The organism is Ktedonobacterales bacterium (genome assembly GCA_036557285.1).
Taxonomy (GTDB): domain Bacteria; phylum Chloroflexota; class Ktedonobacteria; order Ktedonobacterales; family DATBGS01; genus DATBHW01.
The window spans coordinates 45,999-67,839 of record DATBHW010000033.1 but is presented as its reverse complement, the minus strand read 5'-3'; the positions used below and the strand labels follow the sequence as shown (position 1 = coordinate 67,839).

At 60.3% G+C, this 21,841-nt stretch carries 17 protein-coding genes; 6 read left to right on the top strand and 11 right to left on the bottom strand.

All coding sequences use genetic code 11. From position 1 onward, the window contains the following. The first annotated feature begins 139 nt into the window (after positions 1–139). From VH599_09795 to dcd, 3 genes are all read left to right on the top strand, one after another. Complete coding sequence (locus VH599_09795) at positions 140–385, top strand: carboxymuconolactone decarboxylase family protein (protein ID HEY7348593.1); 246 nt, start codon at positions 140–142, stop codon at positions 383–385. Positions 386–454: 69 nt separating this feature from the next. Beyond that, a complete protein-coding gene (locus VH599_09790; GenBank protein ID HEY7348592.1) occupies positions 455–694 on the top strand; it encodes a carboxymuconolactone decarboxylase family protein in 240 nt (79 codons plus the stop codon). Positions 695–743: 49 nt separating this feature from the next. Then, on the top strand, positions 744–1,340 hold the full coding sequence (dcd, locus tag VH599_09785) for a dCTP deaminase (GenBank protein HEY7348591.1): 597 nt from the start codon (positions 744–746) through the stop codon (positions 1,338–1,340). Positions 1,341–1,395: 55 nt separating this feature from the next. On the opposite strand, the gene VH599_09780 is transcribed toward dcd, so the two are convergent. From VH599_09780 to VH599_09760, 5 genes are read right to left on the bottom strand one after another with little or no spacing between them, the layout of a single operon-like run. Next, positions 1,396–2,859, bottom strand: coding sequence for an SWIM zinc finger family protein (locus VH599_09780; GenBank protein ID HEY7348590.1), 1,464 nt, complete (start codon positions 2,857–2,859; stop codon positions 1,396–1,398). Next, the gene (locus VH599_09775; GenBank protein ID HEY7348589.1) at positions 2,856–4,055 is read right to left on the bottom strand and encodes a VWA domain-containing protein; all 1,200 of its coding nucleotides are present in this window, start codon (positions 4,053–4,055) and stop codon (positions 2,856–2,858) included. Before VH599_09775 ends, VH599_09780 begins: the two co-directional genes overlap by 4 nt. Before the next feature lies 1 nt (position 4,056). Next, positions 4,057–5,298 (bottom strand): HEAT repeat domain-containing protein, encoded by a 1,242-nt coding sequence (locus VH599_09770; GenBank protein ID HEY7348588.1) that lies wholly within the window; start codon positions 5,296–5,298, stop codon positions 4,057–4,059. Beyond that, positions 5,298–7,859: a DUF5682 family protein gene (locus VH599_09765; GenBank protein ID HEY7348587.1), complete on the bottom strand. Its 2,562-nt coding sequence runs from the start codon at positions 7,857–7,859 to the stop codon at positions 5,298–5,300. Before VH599_09765 ends, VH599_09770 begins: the two co-directional genes overlap by 1 nt. Continuing rightward, positions 7,852–10,251 (bottom strand): AAA family ATPase, encoded by a 2,400-nt coding sequence (locus VH599_09760; GenBank protein HEY7348586.1) that lies wholly within the window; start codon positions 10,249–10,251, stop codon positions 7,852–7,854. The genes VH599_09765 and VH599_09760 overlap by 8 nt, the downstream gene beginning before the upstream one ends. Before the next feature lie 245 nt (positions 10,252–10,496). On the opposite strand from VH599_09760, the gene VH599_09755 reads away from it, so the two are divergent. Genes VH599_09755 through VH599_09745 form a run of 3 tightly spaced genes read left to right on the top strand, consistent with a single transcriptional unit; the run spans position 10,497 to position 14,431 of the window. After that, entirely contained in the window at positions 10,497–11,363 is an 867-nt protein-coding gene (locus VH599_09755; protein ID HEY7348585.1) for an enoyl-CoA hydratase-related protein, read from the top strand. An 8-nt stretch (positions 11,364–11,371) separates the two neighbouring features. Beyond that, positions 11,372–13,474, top strand: a complete 2,103-nt coding sequence (locus VH599_09750) for an acetyl-CoA carboxylase biotin carboxylase subunit (protein ID HEY7348584.1) — start codon at positions 11,372–11,374, stop codon at positions 13,472–13,474. 42 nt (positions 13,475–13,516) lie between these two features. Continuing rightward, positions 13,517–14,431, top strand: coding sequence for a hydroxymethylglutaryl-CoA lyase (locus VH599_09745; GenBank protein HEY7348583.1), 915 nt, complete (start codon positions 13,517–13,519; stop codon positions 14,429–14,431). An 83-nt stretch (positions 14,432–14,514) separates the two neighbouring features. Here the strand turns inward: VH599_09745 and VH599_09740 are convergent, their stop codons facing one another. From VH599_09740 to VH599_09715, 6 genes are all read right to left on the bottom strand, one after another. After that, complete coding sequence (locus VH599_09740; protein ID HEY7348582.1) at positions 14,515–14,712, bottom strand: hypothetical protein; 198 nt, start codon at positions 14,710–14,712, stop codon at positions 14,515–14,517. Positions 14,713–14,876: 164 nt separating this feature from the next. Then, the gene (locus VH599_09735) at positions 14,877–15,809 is read right to left on the bottom strand and encodes a hypothetical protein (protein ID HEY7348581.1); all 933 of its coding nucleotides are present in this window, start codon (positions 15,807–15,809) and stop codon (positions 14,877–14,879) included. Positions 15,810–15,873: 64 nt separating this feature from the next. Then, a complete protein-coding gene (locus VH599_09730; GenBank protein HEY7348580.1) occupies positions 15,874–16,641 on the bottom strand; it encodes a histidine phosphatase family protein in 768 nt (255 codons plus the stop codon). A 269-nt stretch (positions 16,642–16,910) separates the two neighbouring features. Next, positions 16,911–18,269, bottom strand: coding sequence for a folylpolyglutamate synthase/dihydrofolate synthase family protein (locus VH599_09725; GenBank protein ID HEY7348579.1), 1,359 nt, complete (start codon positions 18,267–18,269; stop codon positions 16,911–16,913). After that, positions 18,269–19,150: a dihydropteroate synthase gene (gene folP / locus VH599_09720; GenBank protein ID HEY7348578.1), complete on the bottom strand. Its 882-nt coding sequence runs from the start codon at positions 19,148–19,150 to the stop codon at positions 18,269–18,271. Before folP ends, VH599_09725 begins: the two co-directional genes overlap by 1 nt. 137 nt (positions 19,151–19,287) lie before the next feature. Further along, complete coding sequence (locus VH599_09715; protein ID HEY7348577.1) at positions 19,288–21,570, bottom strand: amylo-alpha-1,6-glucosidase; 2,283 nt, start codon at positions 21,568–21,570, stop codon at positions 19,288–19,290. Positions 21,571–21,841 lie beyond the last annotated feature (271 nt).

Sequence of the window (21,841 nt, the reverse complement as noted above, 5' to 3'; positions counted from 1 at the left end):
GCTCGCCCTGGCGCAGCGTTGGCCGCCGAGACGGCGGCGCTACAGGTGGCCCCCGCTTTTTGGTAGAACCGATATACGCGGCCAGGATAGGCAATGTTTGGTCGCTGATGTACAATGCTGGAAAAAGGGGGTAGCAGGTATGCCCTGGATTCGTACCATTCCTGAAGATGAGGCTGATGGCGTCTTGCGCCGCGAATATGATGCGGCGTTGAAGCGCGCCGGGAAGATTTTTCACGTGGTCAGTATTCAGAGTCTGCGCCCGCGTGTGCTGCGCGCTTCCATTGGTCTGTATCAGGCGCTGATGATCGAGGAGGGGGCTTTGCCCCGCTGGGTGCGCGAACTGCTGGCGGTGGTGGTATCGCGGGCAAATCAATGCCATTACTGAATCCGCGCGCACGGGGAGGATCTCCGTCAGGCGTTAGCGGCGGCGGGACAGGATGCAGGGTTGGCGCAGGTGGCAATGGCAGATTATCGCCAGGCGAAGTTGGAGCCACGTCTGCGGCTCTTGCTCGATTTCGCTGTGCAGGTGACGTTAGGGGTGCATACGGTGGATGAGGCAAGAATTGCTGAACTGCGCGAGGCTGGATGGGAGGATGCAGCCATTCTGGAAGCTGTCGAGATTATCGGCTTTTTTAATTACTACAATCGCATGGCGGACGCGCTGGGGGTGGAACCTGAGCCTGAATGGAGCTAGCCCTCAAAGCGTCTACTTAAATATAGGAGCAGCCTGTGAGGAACAACCTGTGATTCTTTCTGATCGAGACCTGGCGCTGCGGCTGGCGCGCGGCGAGATCAAGATTCTGCCCGCGCCGGACCCGGAAGTGCAAATCCAACCCGCTTCGATTGATTTGCGGCTGGGCTATGATTTTCAGACCTTCAACCATACCCACCAGGCTTTGATTGACCCGGCGGACCCGGAGAGCTTTGGGCAGTTGACTAATACAGTGCGCTTGCGGGAAGATGATCGCTTCATCGTCCATCCGGGGGAGTTTGTGCTGGCAACGACGCTGGAGCGTGTGGAGATACCCGATGATCTGGTGGCCCGGCTGGAGGGCCGCAGCAGCATCGGGCGGCTGGGCATCGTGATTCATAGTACGGCTGGCTATATTGATCCCGGCTTCAAGGGGACGATTACGCTGGAGATTAGCAACCTTGGCCGCATCGCGGTGGCGCTCTATCCGGGGATGCGTATCTGCCAGATTGCCTTTGAGGAGATGAGTTCGCCGGTCAGCGAGAGCTACGCTATCAAGCGCACCGCGAAATATCAGGGGCAGCAGACCACTACCGTCAGCCGCTTGTTTGAGGATGATGAGTTACGGAAACGGCGCTCCCAACCGTAGAGCGTGTGACGCTTGTAGCGCCGCTACCCTGGCGGCGCTACAAGCGTCACACGCTCTACGAAAGCATCTGGAGCTTGCCGGAGGCGCAGAGGATGCTCAGCGGGGCGAAGACAAAGGCTTCGCCGCGATCATTGAGCTTGAGCCGCCCAAACAGAGCCAGGATTGATTCATAGGTCGCTATCCCTAGCACCGCGCTGGCCGCGCCCTCGACGGGCAGGGCAACCCCTTCGGCATCTACCAGCAGCAGGCGCGGCCCGGCCTTCCCCTGAGCAGCCGTCGGGTCAATGGCCTGGAGAGCATGCGGCGCAAAGAGCGCCAGCAGTTCGCGCGGGGCCAGCGGGTCGGCGATCTGCGCTGCCAGGCGTCGGCGCAAGACAGCAGCGGTGGTGACGGCATGCCGGGCGGCGTCTGATAGAGCGTCGGCGGTGATGGCCTGCTTCTGGCCGATGGCGCTGACCTTGACCCGGCGCGGCGGCTGGCTGCGGCTGCTTGCAATCTGGCAGTTGAGCAGCAGGGAGTTGTAGGGCCGCTTGCGCCCCTTTTCGGCCAGGCGCGCGGGCAAAATCTGGCGCTCCAGCATCACTTCGCCGCTCTCCAGGTCGAGCAGATAGCTGGTATCGGTGACAAAGCCGATCTCATCGTCTTCTTCCTCGAAGGCGATTTCCAGCAGCGCGGCGCTCTGCGCTTTGCTGAGGCGGCTCTCATCGAACTTTGTACCCAGCAGGTCTTCGAGATCAGCGGAAGCGTCGCTCGCCGTCGGATCCGCCTTGAGGGCGCGCCGCGTGGCGGCCAGCGTCAGCCAGGCGTCGGCCAGTAACGCCGCAAAATCGGTCTCACTCACGGTGGACTGTCCGCTGCGCCGATTCGTTCTGGCATCGCTTACCTGGCGCAGACGAATAGCCAGCACCTGCACTCTGCGACCCAGCGCGTTGAGCCGCTGGGAGATCAGCAGTTCAGCCAGCTTGAGCACTGCATCGGCCTGCTCTGAGGTGACGGCCAGCAGGCCGCGCGCGCAAAGTTCGGTGAGCAGGTCTGTTGCCTGAGAGAGACCGCTTTCCAGTTGGGCCATGCGCGCGGCGTCGGCGTTGGCATCGCTTTTGGACTTTGTAGCAGCGTCGGCGGCGCCGTCGGTTTCGCTTGCGGTCTTTTTGGGTGCGCGGGCCGGTTTGGCTTTGACCTCAGTGGGCGGCGCTTCCACGACGGCGAATGTTTCAGGCTTGTTGGCCCAGGCCAGCAGGACAGTGGCGACGTGCTTACAGAGCGGGTTGCGCCGCCAGGCCGGGCAGGAGCATTTGGTGGAGGGTTTGGTTCCGCTCTCCTTGAAGGTGATGTCGATGCGATAGGGCGTGGAGCCGCTGCCCTGGACTTCGGCGTGGATAGCGACTCCTGCGGTCCAGGGGCGCAGCACAGCGCCCTTCTGGAGATATTTGCGGCCTTCGCGCACTTCACTGATGGCGCACCAGCCCTCGACATCCCTGGCAGTGATCCTTGGCGCAGTAGCTGTCGCGGCTTCGCTCATGCTTTCACCCCTTTACCTTGCAGGATGTTTTCCATCATCTGAATGAGTTTATTGGGTGTGCAGGCAAACGTCGGGATGCCCAGATCGCTGACGCGGTGTGCCAGGTCGTGGTCATAGGAGGCGCGTCCCGTGTCGTCGAGCGCCAGCAGACAGAGGCAATGGACTTTGCTTTCCACTAGCGCGCCCAGTTGCGAAAGCAGGGCGCTGCGGTTGCCGCCTTCGTAGAGGTCGGTTATCAGCAGGAAGATGGTTTTTTCAGGCTGCACGACTTGCTGGGCGCAGTAGGTGACGGCTTTGGCAATGTCGGTGCCGCCGCCAAGCTGCGTGCCGAAAAGAATCTCTACCGGGTCACTCAGTTGCTCGGTCATATCAACGATCTGCGTATCGAAGAAGACCAGATTGGTGCGCAGGACCGAGAGCGAAGCGAAGATGGCAGCCATGATGGAGCTATAGACGACTGAGCTTGCCATGCTGCCGCTTTGATCCACGCAAACAATGACCTGCCACTCGCGGAACTTCTTCTCGTTGGCCCAGAAATAGAAGCGATCTGGAATGATGCGCTTCAGTTCGCCATCGTAGTTTTTCAAGTTGCGCGAGATGGTGCGCTTCCAGTCAATGTTACGATAGACCGGCAGCGGGCTATGGGTATTGCGGCTGATCGCGCCAAAGACGGCCTGGCGAATTTCATTTTCCAGCTTCTTTTTGATCTGCTCGGCAATCTCGCGCACCACCTGCCGCGCCGTCTCTTTGGTCTGCTCCGGGATCATGTTCTGGAGTGAGATGATCGTGGCAACCAGATCGACGTTCTTTTCGAGCAGCGGCAACGTCTCCGGCTCAAAGAGCAGTTCATCAAGGCCCTGGCGCTCGATGGCGTCTTTCTGGATCATGGCGACGACATCTTGCGGGAAATAGCGGCGAATGTCGCCCAGCCAGCGCGGAATGTTGACCTTGGAACCCTCCAGTCCGGCGCCGCGCTCCTGGTAGATCATTTCTAGAGCGCCATCCATGCCAAAGGCGTCGGTGTCGGGCATGGAGCTTGCCAGGCCGCTCAGATCTAGTGCTGAGCCAGTGCAAGAACATTCTGGCCCGCCCTTCGCGCCGCACTGGCACTTCTGGGCGCGTTGGCCCAGCACCAGCCGCCAGCGCAAAAGTTGGTGGCGCTGCTCCTCGGTCATTGTTTCTGTAGGAACGCTCATATTATTCCTCCTCGTCCTCGTCCTCTGACTCTTCATCCTGAAGATTCAGGTTAGCGTCGTCCAGGGCGCTGATGCCGATACGTGCGCGATCTCTATCGGCATATTTGCTGGCAGAAGCCCGCATGCGGGTATAGTAGACCAGCACAGCGGCATGGGCGGGCGTACCATAGACGTGGCGCAGGCTGATGCGTATCTCGTTGCGCTGCTGCCCATCAAGCAATGTAATCAGATCATCTTCGCTCGCCCAGCCGCGCTCAAGCCCGGCCAGCACAAGAATGATGCGGTTTGTGGGCGCAAGGTAATAGCCTCTTTTCGGCTCGATGGCCTCGGCGACCTGCTTCTGGGTGAGGCTTATCGCCTGATAGTAGGCTGCAAACGCGCCGCTCACTTCGGGCGCTTTGGGAGCAGCCTTTTTCTTGTTTTTCCCCTTTGCTTCCTTGCCTTTGCCACCCTTTTCTTCTTTCGGCTCTTCTTTCGCTGCCTTAGGGGTAGTAGCGATGGTATAAGCATGTTGCAACGCTTCATAAGCTCCGGCGCGCCAGAGAACTTTCGCCATCAGCCAGGCGCCGTCAGCGCCTGGATTGCCCAGTTCGCTTTCCAGCGCCGGGACGACGGCTCGCCCGCGCTGAATCAGTCCCGCGCTGACCTCTCGCCAGAGATCAAGGATACCTGAGAGTTTGACCAGCGCATCCTGCGCGGCAGGCGCGGCGATCTGGGCGATACAGCGCGCGGCGGTGCGCCGAATGGCGGTATCGAGTTTTTTATCCTGGGCCAGCGCCAGCAGACCTGGCACAGCCGCTTCACCCAGGCGCGTGATGCGTTCGGCGGCGTAGATGCGGTGCAGCGAGTCCTCCCCTTTCAAGAGCGCCAGCGCGCCCGGAAGCGTCTCCGGGTTGGTGTTGGCGGGCAGCGGCGGGATATAGAGTCGGCTCTGCTCGCTCAGCAGCGGGGCATTTGCCAGATCGGCACTGACGCCATCGGCCAGGCGGCTGCGCACGATGCCCAACGCTGTGAAAGCGCGCAGCAGATTTCCCGCCCGCTGCGCCCGATCTTCGGCGGCCAGGGCGCGTTGCAAGGCGGCGGCAATCTGCTCTAATCCGGCTTCTTGCAGCCGAAGAATCAGATCGCTCACTTCTTCGCTGCCGGAGGTCAGTTGATCCAGTCCTCCGGCGATGGTGTTTGCCAGGCTGCGCTCGGCCTGGCGCAGCAGGGGCATGACCGGGTGTATAGTGATTGTGTCCACTACGCTTCCTCCCCCAGCAGCAGCGCGCTGAGTTCGGCGTCAATGGCGCGCAGTTCGGCCAGATGCTTTGGCTCCAGCAGCGCCGTTTCTTGCAGCCGCTCTTTGATGCCCAGCAGCGGGGCCAAAGTGGTCATCAAGACGCCAATCTCAGATTTGGAGAGTTCAGACATGGCGCGGCGCAGTACCGGTAAGGTATGTAAGAACGCCTCTGAACTCAGGGATCGCAGATAGAAGTTCAGCCAGCCCACAATGTCGCGGTTGCGCAGCAGCGTGGCGCGATTCAGCGCCAGCAAGCCTTCCAGGAATTGCGCGCCGCGCTGTGGTTCTTCTGCGCCGGAGAGGCGACGCCCCATCAATGTCGCCAGGTCATCCTGGCTGATGGCCCCACGCACCAGCAGGAGCGTGGCGGATAGTCCGGCGATGATGGGATGAACCGTACTTTCTGCTTTGCTCTCGCTGCGCCCCTCCACATCGGCGACCAGCGCCAGTCGCTCGTTGAGCAGGGCGGCATCGAGATCACTGCGGCGGCTGCTGAGTTCATGCAGCAGCTTGAGCGCGCTGACCACTTTGGCGGCTTCATCGTCACCCACGATAGCGCCAGCAGGCAGCAGCAGCGCCGCGCGGGTATAGACGCGCGTGAGCAGGCTGGTGAACAGTGCGGCGTCGAGCTTGCGCGTCGAACCATACTGGGCAAGCTGATGCAGGTGATTGCCTGCCTGCGCCAATACCAGCAGATCGCTGCCCTCAGCGACCGCCTCATCGCAGCGGCGCAGAATACGGTTGTAGAGTTCGGGAATATTCGCCAGGACAGCGCGTAGGAGAATCCTGGTGATCGCGCTAATATCCTGGGCGGCGCTCAGTTCGCGGCGTAGAAGGCGCGTGCAGACATCGCGCAGCCGGTCGCCTTCGATAGAAAGCTCGATCAGGCGGATGTCGGTGTGGGGCGTCCACTGCACCTCCCAGATTTCCATCATGTTGCGCAGGTGATCGAAGTTCAGATTATCGGCGCTGACCCCCTGCTGGTGTCTGCTCGTTGATTGCTGAAACTCGGCGCGCCCGCTGCGGCTGAGCGTGGCAAACGTAACACCTGCCACCTGCAAGCGGTGCATAAAGACCGAGCGTTGCAGATCGCGCGGCTCAGTCAGGCGCAGCGCGTCTAGCTTTTTAGGCGAGTCCGCCAGTGGAAGACGCAGGCGGCTGGTCGAAGTGTAGAAATCTTGTTGAAGGGGTGTACGCTCGACTTTGGAAGAAAGCTTGCCCAGTGCGTCACCGATAAGCAGGGGACGCAGAAAACTGTGGGTGTCGAGCGCGCCCCGGCCATAGCAGGCGCGGGCGGCGTCCTCCAATTCCTCCAGCCCTGGAGCGGGCTTATCGCGCACCGCCGCCAGCGTCCAGGCCAGACGCTCCGCCTCGATGGCGTCGGCCAGGCTGATCGCGTGGCCTTTGGCGTGCATGGTGTTCATCGTCAGCAGCAGGAAGCGGCGCGTGGCGGCAGCAAAATCGCCTTTGCTCTCCCAAACCTGCTGATAGTACGCGGGTGCGCGATTCCCCGCGCCATAGCCAGATTGCTCGGACAAACGGGCATAGCTGTAGGGGATGAGCGTCAGCGTGGCGGCTTTCGCGTTTTTGGCTTCGCTGACACGCCCGGCATCCCAGCTAAGATCGCTGCCCTCCAGGCTCAGGGCGCTGGCGTGAGCCGCGCCGCAGACGACGAGAATCTCTTCTGGCTTGTAGCCTTCCGCCAGGGCGCGGCGAATCTCGTCGCGCATGAATGCCTCGCGGAAGCGATCAAAATCGATCTGCCGCCCGCTCAGGCCGGGTCGTTCAGATGGATTGGGCTGGGCCTGTGCCTCTGGAGTCTGTGGCTCTGGCTCTTTGGGCGCTGCCGCCGCGCTGGCGACCATTGGCGGTTCATCCGGCTCGTACCAGTCGCGCACCAGATCGCCATAGGCGTGCATCTGCCGGGTGAATCCGGCGGCGTCGTTCAGGGCGCGCGCGCTCATCTCAAAGTAGGTATCCCAGAACTCGTTGGAATCGCGCCGGTCAAAATGTTCTGCGAGCGCGGCAAGCTGGGTTTCCAGCGTTGACGTGGTGTGTTCATGGCTTGAGGCATCGTCGCTGGCCGACTCTTCGCTTGCTGGCGCTGGTTGATCGGCGGGCGTTCCTGGAGTGGCATCCTGCGCTCGCCATTCGAGCATCGCTCCGGCGGGAATATCGCAGAAGCGCAGCACACTGCCAATTTTCTGCCCGGCGCGCATGGCGACGTATTCTGGCGAATAGGCGCAGAAGGGCGAGACCAGCGAGGATGGCCCGCTGCGCTCCTCGGTCTCCTGGTTGGCGTCGCCGCTCGCCTGGAAGTAGCAGAGAACGGCTACCGGCGGCTCAGTCCCCTGAGCCAGCAGCAGCGGCATCAGGTCGGTGGCGTCGCTGGGGCCTTCGATCAAAATGATCTTAGGTTTCCGTTTGGCAATCAACGTCTGCACATGCAGCGAGGCTGCTGGCGAGTGATGGCGCACCGGAAAGATGGTGACGGCCTGACTCGTTTCGACAGCGTTAGACATAACGACGCGCCTCGTACAACTGCTCCCACTCCTTGCCAGAGCGGCCCTTTACTACCGTTTCGAGGTATTCGCGCAGGGTTTCGACATCGCGTGAATCTTCTTTTGCTACCGCGCCAACCAGGCTGCGGCCAACCTCTGAAGCGCTGACCTGGCCGCTGCCAAAGTGCGCGGCGAGGATCGTGCTGTTAAAGAGTACTGAGATCGCCTCAGCGGTGCTGAGGACAGCGCCAGGAGTCTTGACCTTGACCTTGCCATCAATGGTGCGCCCGCGTCGCAGTTCCTGGAAGATCGTTACCAGCATCTTGACCAGATCGGCGGGCAGTTGCGACTCCAGCTTATAATCGGCCATCAGGTCGTGGGTGCGCTTCTCCACAATGGCTGTTTCAGAGGAGAGGTCTTCAGGGACTGGCAGTTCGACGAAGTTAAAGCGGCGCTTGAGCGCGCTGCTCATGTCGTTAACGCCCCGATCACGGGTGTTGGCGGTGGCGATGACACTGAAGCCGCGCCGCGCTGGGATGGTCATGCGCAGTTCGGGAACGGCAATCTCTTTCTCCGAGAGGATCGAGAGCATGCCATCCTGCACTTCCGAGGAGCAGCGCGTCAGTTCCTCGAAACGAACGACCTTGCCTTCTTCCATAGCGCGATACATCGGGCTGGGAACCAGCGCGCCCAGGCTGGGGCCTTCGGCCAGCAGCAGCGCGTAGTTCCATGAATATTTGATCTGGTCTTCGGTGGTGCCAGCCGTTCCCTGGATGACGTAGCGGCTCGTGCCGGAGATGGCGGCGGTCAGGTGTTCGGAGAGCCAGCTATTGTGGACGATAAAATCGTTTGCCACAAAATTGTGGGTTTCGGCCATGCTCAGATCGTACACTTCATGGTTGCCAATTGGCTCAATAGACTTGATAGTATCCCAATAAATGTCACTCTGAGCAAGCTGTTGTAAATCCTTATCGGCAACGAGTGTTGCAAGCCTCAACAAGCGTGATCGGGATAGGCTCTGACCACGAAGAATGGTAGAGCGGGAAAGTTTGTAAGCCGCGCCTGTTCGATCAACTTTCATCAGGGCAACTGCATTTCCTACCCCAGCACTAATGTTTGCTTGTTCGAGGTGTTCCCATACCCGAAAAGGAATGGTGTCAAGATTCGGGTTTGTAGGTCTCGCGCGATCACTAAGAAGAGTGAGCGCCTCCTCCACGTTTTTCCGGCCAATAAGTCCGATTTCTTGCAAAAATGTTCGACAAGCATCTGGACCGTAAATGACCAGTCGGTAGTGTCCGGTCTTTAGAGTCCGTATCTTCGCGTTGATGCCGAATCGCAGCAGAAGATGTTGGACATCTCTGGTAAGTTGCTTCGATTTGCTCGCATAGTCAAGGGTAATCTGTTGAGTTGTCGGGCGAATGTCAAGAAAGCCATCTCCGCTAAACAGCCGATTCAGGAAAAGGGCTATTTGGCGTTTGGGTAAAGAAAACACGATCTCAGGGACAAACTTATTCCCAGAATTGGTACCCATCAGGCCAAGATCACGTAACCATTGCGTGCAGCGATTACGGTTTTGGGGTCCGTGCTTTCCTCCTGAAACACTACACCATCTCCCATCTGGATACCAATATGCTTCCAGTTCAGGAAATGCCTCTTGAACCGCCTGGCTAAAATCGCGCTGCATCTCAGGATGGGCATTGGAGTGGTATGGAATGTTTTGGGTGAGGCAGCCTTCGGCGATGAGATGAGCGAGGATTTTGACATGGGCGTCGCTCAGTTCGGCGGCGCCAAAAAAGGGCAGCACTCTTGGAACTGCGATGCGCTCACCTGATTGGAGACTGTCTAAAGGCCGCCAACCGTCTATGGTAAGGAAAGGGTGATTGCTGGTTACTTCGATCTCACGACCAAGATGGGTGGTAACGCGAAAACAAGGGCGAATGCCGTTGTTTATGAAGTCTGTCGGCGCTTGCGGCCTCAAATGATAGTCTGCTTGCAGGGAGGCAAGTTCGAGGTCGCGGCGCCGGCAGGCTTCAGCAATAGTTATGCGCTGACCAGTTCTGGTATCGAGTATCAACGTATCGTGCTTGACGCATTTTGCCGTTCCCGGCTCGCCGACCAGGAGCAGGGCGCGGTCTGAGGCGAGGGTGGCAATTGCTACTTCGATGAGGGCGCGGTCGCCGATGTATTTGGGAGTGATCTGAATGTCGCGCCCATCGGCAGCCTTAAAGGTAGTGGGAGTCCCGCCGTTGCTGGAGGCGCGCTTGCCCATAGTACCCATGATGAAAGTCGCAACCATCTTAGGGGAGAGCGCCCACCCTTCCAGTTTCGGATAGGTGTCGGCCAGACGCAGGGTATCGAGTTCAAGCTGGTGACGTTCCTCAGCGGGGAGCCGGATAACGGTGTTTTCTGCCACGAGTAAAATCCTCCTACGAACAAATGCAATTGACGTGCAAGCATGTAAGCGAGCAGGCAGACCGGCAAACTTCTTGTATTATAGCGGACCATGGCAAGCGGGACTATAGAAAGATTCTGAGCAGGCGGATTGAAACCGGAAATGGTATCGCAGGGCTTGCGGGCGCATCGGCCAGATGCTATGCTCAGATGAAGAAGCAGGGCGTTCTGCTCCTGAAAGTACTATGAATGGCACGAGGAGGAGCCATGTCCGATGAGGGAACCTATCGTCACCTGCTGGTTGAGCGGCGCGGCGCGGTCGCGCGAGCGACCAACGGAAGCGAGACTGGCCGAGCCCGGCGAGGCCAAGCACCCGCCGCCGAAGGCGCGGTGGTCCAGGTGACGTTGAACCGGCCAGAGGTGCGCAACGCCTTTAACGCGGAACTCATCGCTGATTTACAGCGGTGCTTTGCCACGCTGGGTGCAGATGAGCGGGTGCGGGCCATTGTGCTTGCGGGCGCGGGGCCGCTCTTTTCTGCGGGAGCCGATCTGAACTGGATGCGCGCCAGCCTGGACTATACACGCGAAGAAAATATTGCCGATGCGCTGCGCATGTCGGATATGTTTACGGCGATTGATACCTGCCCCAAGCCAGTGGTTGGCCGTATTCATGGCGCTGCGCTTGGCGGCGGCGTGGGCCTGGCGTGTGTCTGCGATGTCGTTATTGCCGCCGAGGGGACGCGCTTTGGGCTGACTGAGGTGCGGCTGGGCATCGGTCCGGCGGTGATCTCGCCCTTTGTGCTGCGGCGCATCGGCGCTGGCTACGCGCGGGCGCTGGGGCTGACGGGCGAACAATTTGATGCGACGCGCGCCCGTGAGATTGGGCTGGCTCATCGTGTCGTTCCGATGGAGCAACTGGACGCTGCCGTCGAGGAGACGCTGAAGAACCTGCTGAGCAGCGGGCCGATGGGCATCAAGGCAACGAAAACGCTCTTCCACGCTGTACCTGGGCTGGGGTACGAGGCGGCGCGACAACTGACTGCTGAGACGATTGCAGCACTGCGCACCAGCCAGGAGGGACAGGAAGGCATCCGGGCCTTTCTGGAGAAGCGGAGCGCAAGCTGGGCTGAATAGAGATGGCGATGTTTACAAAAATCCTTGTAGCAAATCGGGGGGAGATCGCGGTTCGTGTGATGGCTGCCTGCCAGGCGTTGGGGATTACAGCGGTGGCCGTCTATTCGGAGGCTGATCGCGCGGCGCTGCATGTGCAGATGGCTGACGAGGCGTACAGCATCGGGCCAGCGTCCGCCGCGCAAAGCTATCTGCATATTCCGGCGATTATCGAGGTGGCGCGGCGCTGTGGCGCGCAGGCGATTCATCCAGGCTATGGCTTTCTTTCGGAGAATGCTGCGTTTGCCGAAGCATGCGACACGGCGGGCATTGTCTTTATCGGCCCAACGCCTGAAGCGATTCGCTTGCTGGGGTCAAAGACGGCGGCAAAAGAGATCGCCCAACGGGTCGGTGTTCCGACGGTCCCCGGCTATGCTGGTGAGGATCAGAGCGCCGCACGCTTTTTGGCTGAGGCGCGGCGCATCGGCTTTCCGGTGATGCTCAAGCCCACCGATGGCGGTGGGGGCAAAGGAATGCGCGCGCTCTTTGGCGAGGAGGGCTTTGCCGAGGCGCTGGCGGGAGCAAAACGCGAGGCGCTGGGCGCGTTCGGCAGCGAGCAGATGTTTCTGGAGAAGCTGCTTGTCGAGCCGCGTCATGTGGAGTTTCAGATTCTGGCCGATCTGCGCGGCCAGGCGGTTCACCTGGGCGAGCGCGAATGCTCTATCCAGCGGCGGCATCAGAAGATTGTCGAGGAAAGCCCGTCAGTGGCGCTGACGCCGGAACTGCGCGCCGAGATGGGCGCGGCGGCAGTGCGCGTGGCGCAGGCGGCTGGGTATGTGAACGCTGGCACCGTCGAGTTCCTGCTGGATACGGATGGGCGCTATTACTTTCTGGAGATGAATACGCGCCTCCAGGTGGAGCATCCTGTGACTGAGTGGGTGACAGGCGCTGATCTGGTAAAGCATCAGATCATGATTGCTGCCGGGGAGCCGCTGGGTCTGAGCCAGGAAGAGATTGCGCCGCGCGGCCACGCGATTGAGATGCGGCTCTATGCCGAAGACCCGGCTCAAGATTTTCTGCCGTCAACTGGGAGGATAGAGGTCTTTGAGCCGCCGCGCGCTCCTGGGGTGCGTGTGGACAGCGGCGTTGCCGGAGGCAGCGAGGTAACGGTGTATTATGACCCGATGCTGGCAAAGCTGATTGTCTATGGCGAAGATCGGCAATCGGCATTAGAGCGGCTGCGCTGGGCCTTGGAACACTGGGTTGTGCTGGGCGTGGAGACGAATCTGCCGCTGCTGCGGGCGATTGCTGCTCACCCCGATTTTGCGGCTGGCCGGACGTTTACCGATTTTCTGGTGAAGCACGACCTGAGCGCCGAGCTTGAGCACCCGGAGTTACCGGCTGAGCCGCTGCTGGCGGCGGCGGGCGTAGAAGTGCTTGATGGGTCTGATCGCGCCAGGGCCAATCGTGGGAGCGGGCGATTCGCTGCGGGTCATCGCCGGTTTAACCCCTGGACGCAGGGCGGCGCGTTACGGCGGGGGGGCGAGCAAACAGGTGTTTATAGCTATCGTGGGAAGGAATATCAGCTCACATTAGCGCCGGAGCCTGGCGCTTCCAGGTGGGGTGTTCGTATAGTCGTTAAAGGCGCGGGCGAGCCGCCCGAACGGAGTATGCGACGGCTGGGGGTGACGCTGAATCTGCTCTCAAAGGGTGCGATTATGATGGAGATTGGCGCTCAGATGAGCCTGGCGTATGTGACGCGGCAGGGCTATGAGACAGTAGTGTTCTGGAGGGGTGTAAGCTATCGGCTGGAGAGGCCGCGCCCGCTGGATGTTGATGTCGCGGCGGCTGGCGCGTTGGGTGGGGCGGCACAGCAGAAGCTGGTTGCGCCCATGCCAGGGACGATTGTGAAGGCGCATGTGCGCGAGGGCGAACATGTGCAGGCGCGACAGCCCTTGCTGGTGCTGAGCGCGATGAAAATGGAGCATGTGATTACTGCGCCTCGCGCGGCGGTTGTGCGCCGCCTGCCCTTTGCCGAGGGCGAGGCGGTTCCTGGTGGTGCAACGCTGGTGGAGCTTGGCGAGGAGGGGGCGGCTGCGAGCGAGCCTGATATTGAGGAGTCTGGCGCAAAATAGGGCCATCGGATCAGCCAGTTCTGGAAGGAGCGAGCGAAAGCAATGGCGCTTTTTGAGAGCTTGCCAAAGCAAGTGCGAATCGTCGAGGTGGGGCCAAGGGATGGCTTGCAGAACGAGAAAGCGCAGATACCTACCGCCGAAAAGATCAAGTTTATTGATCTGCTTTCGGCGGCTGGCTTTGGCGCAGTGGAGGCAACATCGTTTGTTAGCCCAAAAGCGATTCCACAATTGGCGGATGCCAGCGAAGTGATGGCCGGAATTACGCGGCGCGCGGGCGTCAATTATCCGGTATTGGTCCCCAACCAGAAGGGGATGGAGCGCGCCCTGGCGGCTGGCGCGCGCTCAGTGGCGGTTTTTACCGCTGCTTCGGAGACGTTCGCCCAACATAATATTCATGCCACGATTGCCGAGAGCCTGGAAAACTTCCGTCCGGTAATAGAACTGGCGCGCCGCGAGAGCGTGCCGGTACGCGGCTATATCTCAACGGTGTTTGGCTGCCCGTATGAAGGCGCTGTATCGCCTGAGAAGACGCTGGAGGTGGCCGCGCGCCTGCTAGACCTGGGGGTGGATGAACTGTCGCTGGGGGATACGATTGGCGTCGCTACGCCAGATCAGGTAGTGGAAGTCGTCTCGCTGCTGATCAGGCGGGTACCGCTGGAGAAGTTGGGCCTGCACTTTCACGATACGCGCGGTACGGCACTGGCAAACGTGCTGACCGGCTTGCAGTTGGGGGTGACGACGTTTGACTCTTCGGCTGGTGGATTGGGCGGCTGCCCCTATGCGCCGGGCGCGGCTGGCAACCTGGCAACCGAAGACTTATTGTATATGCTGCATGGCCTGGGGATTGAAACTAGGGTCGATCTGGAGAAAGTGGTCGAAGCGACCAGCTTTATCACTGCATTCCTGGGTCATGCCCCGACCAGTAAATACTGGCAGGCGGCAACAGCCAATTGCTAATTCGCTTCTTTCCAGAGAACGAATGTTTCTCAAAGAAGAGCATCCGGCGCACCATAACCGGACGCTCTTCTGTAGAGTTTTATCTAGCCCTTTATTGTGCGCGGGATGTGCTCGGCAGAGGTGGCTGTGCGCGGCTGCCCAGTGACAAAGCGACGCAGCTCTCGTCCATTGACCTGATACCACTCATTATCGTGCAACGTAGCGGGCAGGCGGCCTTCTGAAATGGCCGCGCACAACTCGCCAACGGTAAGCGTTTGCTGTTGCAGCTTTTTCTGCATCATAAGATAGTCCTCCTCCTACAATTGTAGACCTGCCAAACAAGAGCGTGAACCTGGCAGCATTTTTTTACCGGATCGCTGCGGTGGTTGAAGTCCCTCTAGCACGCTTTCAGGCAAGTTTTGTGCCAATTCCGGGGGAGGATGAGGTGAGTTCTGAAAAACTGCGCTCAGGCTTGCGCGTCGTCGTGATGGGCATCCGTCTTCTGCTCGCGCTCCTCTTCCTCACGCAGCCTGGCGATGGCCCGACGCAACGGGCGCTGCCCAGCGCCGTTGCCTTCCGCCAGTTCTTGCAGGCAACCGACGCGGCGTTGCAGGGCCGCGTTGAAAGCAGGGGGGGCCATCTTGAGGAAGGCCGCAACTTGAGCGAGTGTATCGGCATCCGGGTGAGTAAAACAATCGCCTTTGGCTTCCCACTGCGAAAGGGGAAGAATGGCGAGGTGTTCACTTGCCGGGCCGAGCAAGATGCCTGCGGATGCTTTTTCATCTTGCTGCGCACCGGGGGCAGCAAGAGCCTCGGGAGCTTTTGGATGCAGCAGATTGACGGTCAGGAAGCGGCGGCGCGGCGGCCAGACCCGCCCAACAATGCCGATGTTGACAATGACTCCCAGGTGGGCCATTTGCTCTGCTGAAAGATGCAGATCGCCCATGAGCGCGCTCAGCACATCATCCAGCGTATCAGCGTGCATGCTGGTAGCGATGGCATAGCCCTCTGCGGGGAGGTCGAGGAAGCGCCGGGCCACACGCCCCCACATATAAATGCGCAGGTGATCGCTGACCTCGTTGCAAAGGATACAGGTTGTCTCTGGCTCCGTTACCTCGCGGAAGTCAAATCGCTCGAACATGCCAGAGGTATAGACCAGGGAGGTTCCGTCGGGCAGAAAATCAAGCATGGCGTTGAGTGTTGTGGTCTTGCCGACACCTGGCGTGGGGCTGGTTGGCCCGGAGATGATGTAGGAGATGTGGCGCTCTATCAGCAGCCAGAGCAACGCGGCGGTGTGAACATCCAGGCTGCCCAGGGCGATAAGTTGGGCTACAGTAAGCGGCCTGTCGGATTCATAATGCCACATATGCCGCTCGTACAGGTTGCGGGCGTCGAACACAGTCTGGCTCCTTCTTTTGCTGATACGCGCACTGCTGGCGATTGAGGAATTGCTTGTATTACTGTCAATCTTGCGGCGCTGCTGTGGCAGCAGGCGTCGTTTCGTTCTGAGTTGCTGTGTCCTGGCTCCCCTCATTGGTCGTCGCTTGCGCCGCTGTGACCTGCCCATCAGCCTGTACCTGCGTTTCGGCAGGTGGTTCTGGTGTATAGGTCAGCCAGCCAGGCGATGGTGTCCAGTTGAGCGCGAGTACCGCTGGGGGATGTTCATGTTCGCCAAAGGCCAGCATGGTCACAGAGGCGTTGTCTATGCTGAGCGAGTGAATACACTGGTGGGGCATCCCGGTATAATACGCGACGATGAGCTTGATGACATCGGCGTGAGCCACCAGGGCGACATATTCGCCGAGATCGGGCGCGCGGCGGGCGCGCTCGGCGGCTCGTACAGCGCGCGCCTGGACATCCAGGCCGCTCTCGACCCCCGGCGGCGCGGCGCTCATGGTCCTGGCATACAACTTCCACTCGGCGTCGTCGCTCTTGGAAAGCTCATTATAATTCATGCCTGCCCACTTCCCCACGTTGGTATCTGCCAGATCAGCGTCAAGCTGAATGGGGATGTCGCGCGGCCTGGCAACGAGCGCGGCAGTGTCGCGGGCGCGCTCCAGAGGGCTGCTGATAATGGCGCTGATGGGCAGCCCGGCCAGCGCTTCGCCGGTCTGCTGCGCCTGGCGTTTTCCCTCTTCGGTGAGCGCAATGCCAGGCAACTGCCCTGGTAAACGATGTTCAACGTTAAAGGTCGCCTGACCATGACGAATGAGTAATATTTTTCGCTTCATTCGGCTTTCTTTCTGGGAAGGGCGCAAAGATTGTTTGCCTGCCAGCGCGCTGCGCAAGGTCCGGCGAAAATGCCAATTGTGTATCCTGGCCCCCAGCCAGAGGCCGGGCAGCCTGATTACGCATCGCAGAGAGACCATCATAGGGATTGCTCCGCCGGGTATCGCTGACGCAACTGAAGGTTATTTTAGCAGCCCTGGGGAAGCGCTGCAAGGCTTTTGAGCCGAAGGCCAGCGTGGGAGAATGGAGAGATCGGCGCACGCGCGGAATCTTAGTGGTTGCCTGATTGTCCGTTGAACCACCGCAGCGCCTCCCCCGCCAGCGCCAATGATCCAGCCACACAAAGCAAATCGTGTGGCCCGGCTGCGGAGAGGGCGTCAGACAGCGCCGCCGCGCTTTCTGCGTGTGTGTGGATGGCTATCTGCGGCGCTCGCACGCTCAGAAGGTGGGCCAGCTTATCGGGAGCGGCTGCGCGCGGATGGGCCATCGCCGTCACGAATGCCTGAGTGACACCTGCCCGCTCGATCTCTCTCATAATCCCTGGCAGGTCTTTATCGGCCATCACCCCTAGCACCAGGATCAGTCGCTCGAACGCGAAGTGCCGACGCAGCGCAGCAAAGAGTCTGGCGAATGAATCGGCGTTGTGTGCGCCATCAATGACAATCCAGGGCTGGCGTCTCACCACTTGCAGGCGTCCAGGCCAGGAGACCTCCTGCAATCCCCGGCGGATGGCCGCTTCATCAAGAGCCGCTCCGGCGCTGCCAAGTTGCTCGGCGGCAGCAATGGCGGCTGTGGCATTCTCCAGTTGATGGGTTCCAAGCAAACGCAATTCCAGGTTTTGATACGTTCGCAAAGGCGTCTGCACATCGCCCCACTGCCGCTCACTTTCAACGGCGCGCGGCTGATACCAATAAGAGCAGCCAGCCGTTCCAACTGGCCCCACGCGCAGCAGCGGCGCTCCGCGCTCGGCGCAGATGCGGGTGATGACGCCAACCGCTTCGGAAGCCTGTGCGGAGCAGACGAGCGGAACGCCCGGTTTGATAATGCCGCCTTTCTCGCGCGCGATTTCTGAGAGCGTCGCGCCGAGGACCGCCATGTGGTCGTAGCTGATGGAGGTGATGACCGTCACCGCCGGCTCGACGACGTTGGTTGCATCCAGCCGCCCGCCGAGGCCGACTTCGATCACAGCATGCTCGACGTGAGCCTCGCGGAAAGCGAGAAAAGCCAGGGCGGTCACGACTTCGTAGGTGAGATAATCGCCCGGGGCAAGGTCTATCCGCGCCAGGGCGTCTTTCAGGCGTGGGAGCGCCTGAAGCGCCTCGTTCTCCGTGATGATTTGCTGGTTGATGCGTATCCGCTCATGCCAGGTGTGCAGGTCGGGCTGGGTGTACAACCCAACCTGCACACCTGCCGCGCGCAGGATAGCGGCGAGCATCGCGCTCACTGAACCTTTGCCCTTGGTCCCTGCTACGTGGGTAATTTTATAAGCTCGCTGCGGGTTGTCCAGCAGGGCAAGGAGGGCGCGCTCGCGGTTCAGGCTTCCCTCGCCATCGGAGACAAACTGGCCGCTCCGCTCGGTGTCATGGAACGAAGAAAGCCACCTGACGGTCTCAAGCGTATCCGAGCGCATCAGACTTCTTCCTTCGGCCAGCCGCGCACCACCGCGTCCGTCATGCGCACAACCCGCGCCATCTGGCGGACATCGTGAACGCGCACCATGTCAGCGCCATAGGCAATGCTGAGTGCTACCGTTGCGGCTGTGCCTTCAAGGCGATCATCGGCGGGCGTCCCCAGCACCAGGCCGATGTGAGATTTGCGCGACGTGCCTACCAGCAAGGGGCGCCCCAGCGCGCGCAGTTCCCCAAGACGCGCCAGGACGCGCAGATTTTCTGCTCCGGCAAGCCCGAACCCAAAGCCAGGATCAAGAATAAGATGATCCCAGGCAATCCCCGCATCCAGGGCGAGTTGAACGCTGCGAGCTAGCTGGCGTGTGACATCTCCGACCGGATCGCGCCGCGTCTGGCCTCGCAGATTGCTCATCAGCACAACCGGAACCTGCCGCGCGGCTACCAGTGAGGCCATCTGGGGATCGCCCTGCAAGCCCGAAATGTCATTGACCAGTGCAGCGCCTGCATCAAGAGCCGCCTCCGCTACGGGCGCTTTGTACGTGTCAGCAGAGATGATGATAGAGGCTGGCAAAACGGCTGCGAGTTGCTCGATGACCGGAATGACGCGCTGGCGCTCAAGCTCTGCCGAAATCGGCGGGGCAAGTTCTGTGCTGGGACGAGTGGATTCGCCGCCAACATCAATGAGTTCGGCGCCATCTGCTACCATGTGCTGAGCTTGAGTGATGGCGCGCTCGATCACTTCTGGGCGCGGCGCGCCTGCTACGATAAGCCCATCGCCAGAAAACGAGTCCGGGGTAATGTTCAAGATGCCCATGATGTAGGTCTGGACGCCCCATATAAGGCGATGCTGTCCCCAGGAGGTGGGGGCTGGCAAGTCAGCCATTAGCGAAGTCCTATCCAATGCAGCAGCACTCACGATACTGAAAGTATAGCATTTCCTGATAGCATTTCTTTTCCCATCCCTTCCATAGCTCCAGTTGGAGCAGCGGCGTGGTTGGGGGCGCTTCTCCCTGGGCGCATTCAGGTGGAGCGTGTTCGGCGTCCGCGCGCTTTGCTGGTGAGCGACGCTGGCGAATCAGGCTTTGGCGCGATATGGTGGCAGCGCGACAAGAGTCGCAGGACTTCGGCGACACTCCATGCCTGGGCGATACAGCCGCGCGGAGTGTGGGGGGCTTCGCCGTCGAATATTTCGCTGATACTGCCCATGCCAGCCTGCCCAAGATGGTCGAGGAAGGCTTCCAGTATGCCTCGGCAGCGTTCCTCTTCGTGGGAGCGCGCGCCCGCGTCTTCGGACCCCCAGACGCGCAAACGGGCGTCGAGATAGGGGCCAATCAGCCAGACCCAGACAGCCCCCTGGTGATAAGCGCCGTCTCGCATATAGCGGTCGCCTGTATAATGGCCCCGATAGGCTGGATGCGCCTGGTTCAGAGTGCGCAATCCTACTGAGGTGAGCAGATGCCGTGTCAGGGCATCCAGCACTGACTGCCAGCGAGCCGTCTCCAGAACAGGATGCGGCAGGGAGATAGCGAGGACTTGATTGGGCCGCAGACTGGTATCGTCGCCATCGGGGCCATCAACGACATCAGCGAGGTATGCGCCGGATTCATACCAGAAGCGTTGATTGAAACTTTCGCGGCAGCGCGCAGCAGCGGCCCCATAGGGCAGGGGGTCTTTGCCTTGCCCTGTGGCCCATTCCTCCATCAGCCGCAGGGCGTTATACCAGAGGGCGTTGATCTCAACGGGTTTGCCGCTGCGTGGCGTAACAACCCAGTCATCGGCCTTGGCGTCCATCCAGGTCAGTTGCACTCCAGCCTCTCCTGCCGCCAGCAATCCATCGTGCTCATCGGCATGAATACCAAAGCGTGTGCCGCGCTGATGCCAGGTAATAACCTCCTCCAGCGCCGGGAAAAGACTGCCGAGCAGAGAAGTGTCGCCGCTGAGGCGCAGGTATTGATCCAGGGCGTGAAAATACCACAGGGTAGCGTCTGCGGTGTTATAGTCGGCGTCGGTCAGGTTCTCGCCGCTGTCAGGGAAGCGGTTCGGCAGCATACCCCGGTCAAGATAGCGCGCGAAATGCTGAAGCAGGCTCCGCGCTTCCTCAAATCGCCCGGTTGCCAGTGTAAGCCCTGGCAGGCTAATCATGGTATCGCGGCTCCAATCGGTGAACCAGTGGTAGCCAGCAATGAGGGTGGTATGGGCGTTGGAGCCAGTAAGCTTGCTGCCGTTGGACAGGCGAGCGACCAGAAACTGATCAGCCGCCAGGCGAAGCTGTTGCAGGAAGCTTCGATCCCGTTCACCTAGATGCTGGAGATCATTGCCAGCGATCTCGTGCTGACGGGCGAGGGTGCGCTGCAAGGATTTTGCCGGAGCGCCAGGGCGCGTATAGTTGTGCCAGCGAGGTTCTGCGGTCAGAATCAAGGTCAGGGTATCCTGAGCGTGTGCGCCTTTGTTCGCTAATGTCAGGCGCGCCTGGAACGTGCCAGGCAAATAATAATCTTCGGTATCGGGCAGGCCGCGCTCACGCTCCTTGCGATGCAGAAAGCGCCAGTACCAGACACCCATCGTCGTGAAGTCAGGGTCATCTGCCTGGCTGCCTACGGCGATCAGATGATAGGGCTGAGCGCCCTCAAAAGCCGTGATCGTGCAGCCAGCGATGCCAGGTTCTTCGCCTGGCTGGCCGTTCTGATTGGCATGCAAGGCTGCGATGGTAAAGTGGCGCTCTTCGCTGCCATATTGCTCTGCGTGATAATCTCGATAGGCGACAAAGGGCAGGAGGGTGAGGGTGATGCCTGGCGCTGCTTCTGCTCGCGCGCCATTTGCCTGAGTGGTGGCTCGCGCGCCATTTGCCTGAGCGGCAGCAGGCTCGTTCTGCTCCTGGGAAGGCTGGCGAAAGAGACGATAGCGTACATACGTGGTCTGCTGGCCGCGCTCCATCCAGATACGCTTTTCCAGCATCAATTCGGCGTGGCCGCCAATGCGATAGGTAAAAACAGGCAAGCCGTCCTCAAGCGCGAAGCTCTCCAGATGGACGAAGCCGCCAGGGTGGATGGTGCCATCCTGGTATTCGTTCGCGCCCAGGTAGAAGGTACGCTGGTCGTATTCTACCTCTTCATCAACTTTTGCTACCAGCACTGTGCGGGCAACGGGGGGCCGCAGCGCAGCGACGAGGAGACCATGATAGCGACGGGTGTTCGCCCCTGCTACTGTACCGGAGGCGTAGCTGCCCAGCCCATTGGTGACAAGCCATTCGCGCTGAAGAACAGCATCCAGATTCCGGCAAATCTCCCGATCTAATGTGAGCATTGACTTCCCCCTTCCTGTCCGATCCGGCAAAGCCTGGCCGCGCCCAATTGCCCAATTATAGATTTCGTCAGGATGTCTGTCAAATGGTGCCGTAGCAAACGAACGAAGAACGCATCAATTTCGTGGGATGAACGCCCACCCTGGACTACTCTATGAGCGGGGCCAGCGATCCTCGATCTTTGGATTTGCTTGACAGTCTCGAACATTTTCTCTATGCTCAACAAGGGGAGGATGCGGCAGGTCTCACTCCCGTACCTGAAATGCGGCAAGC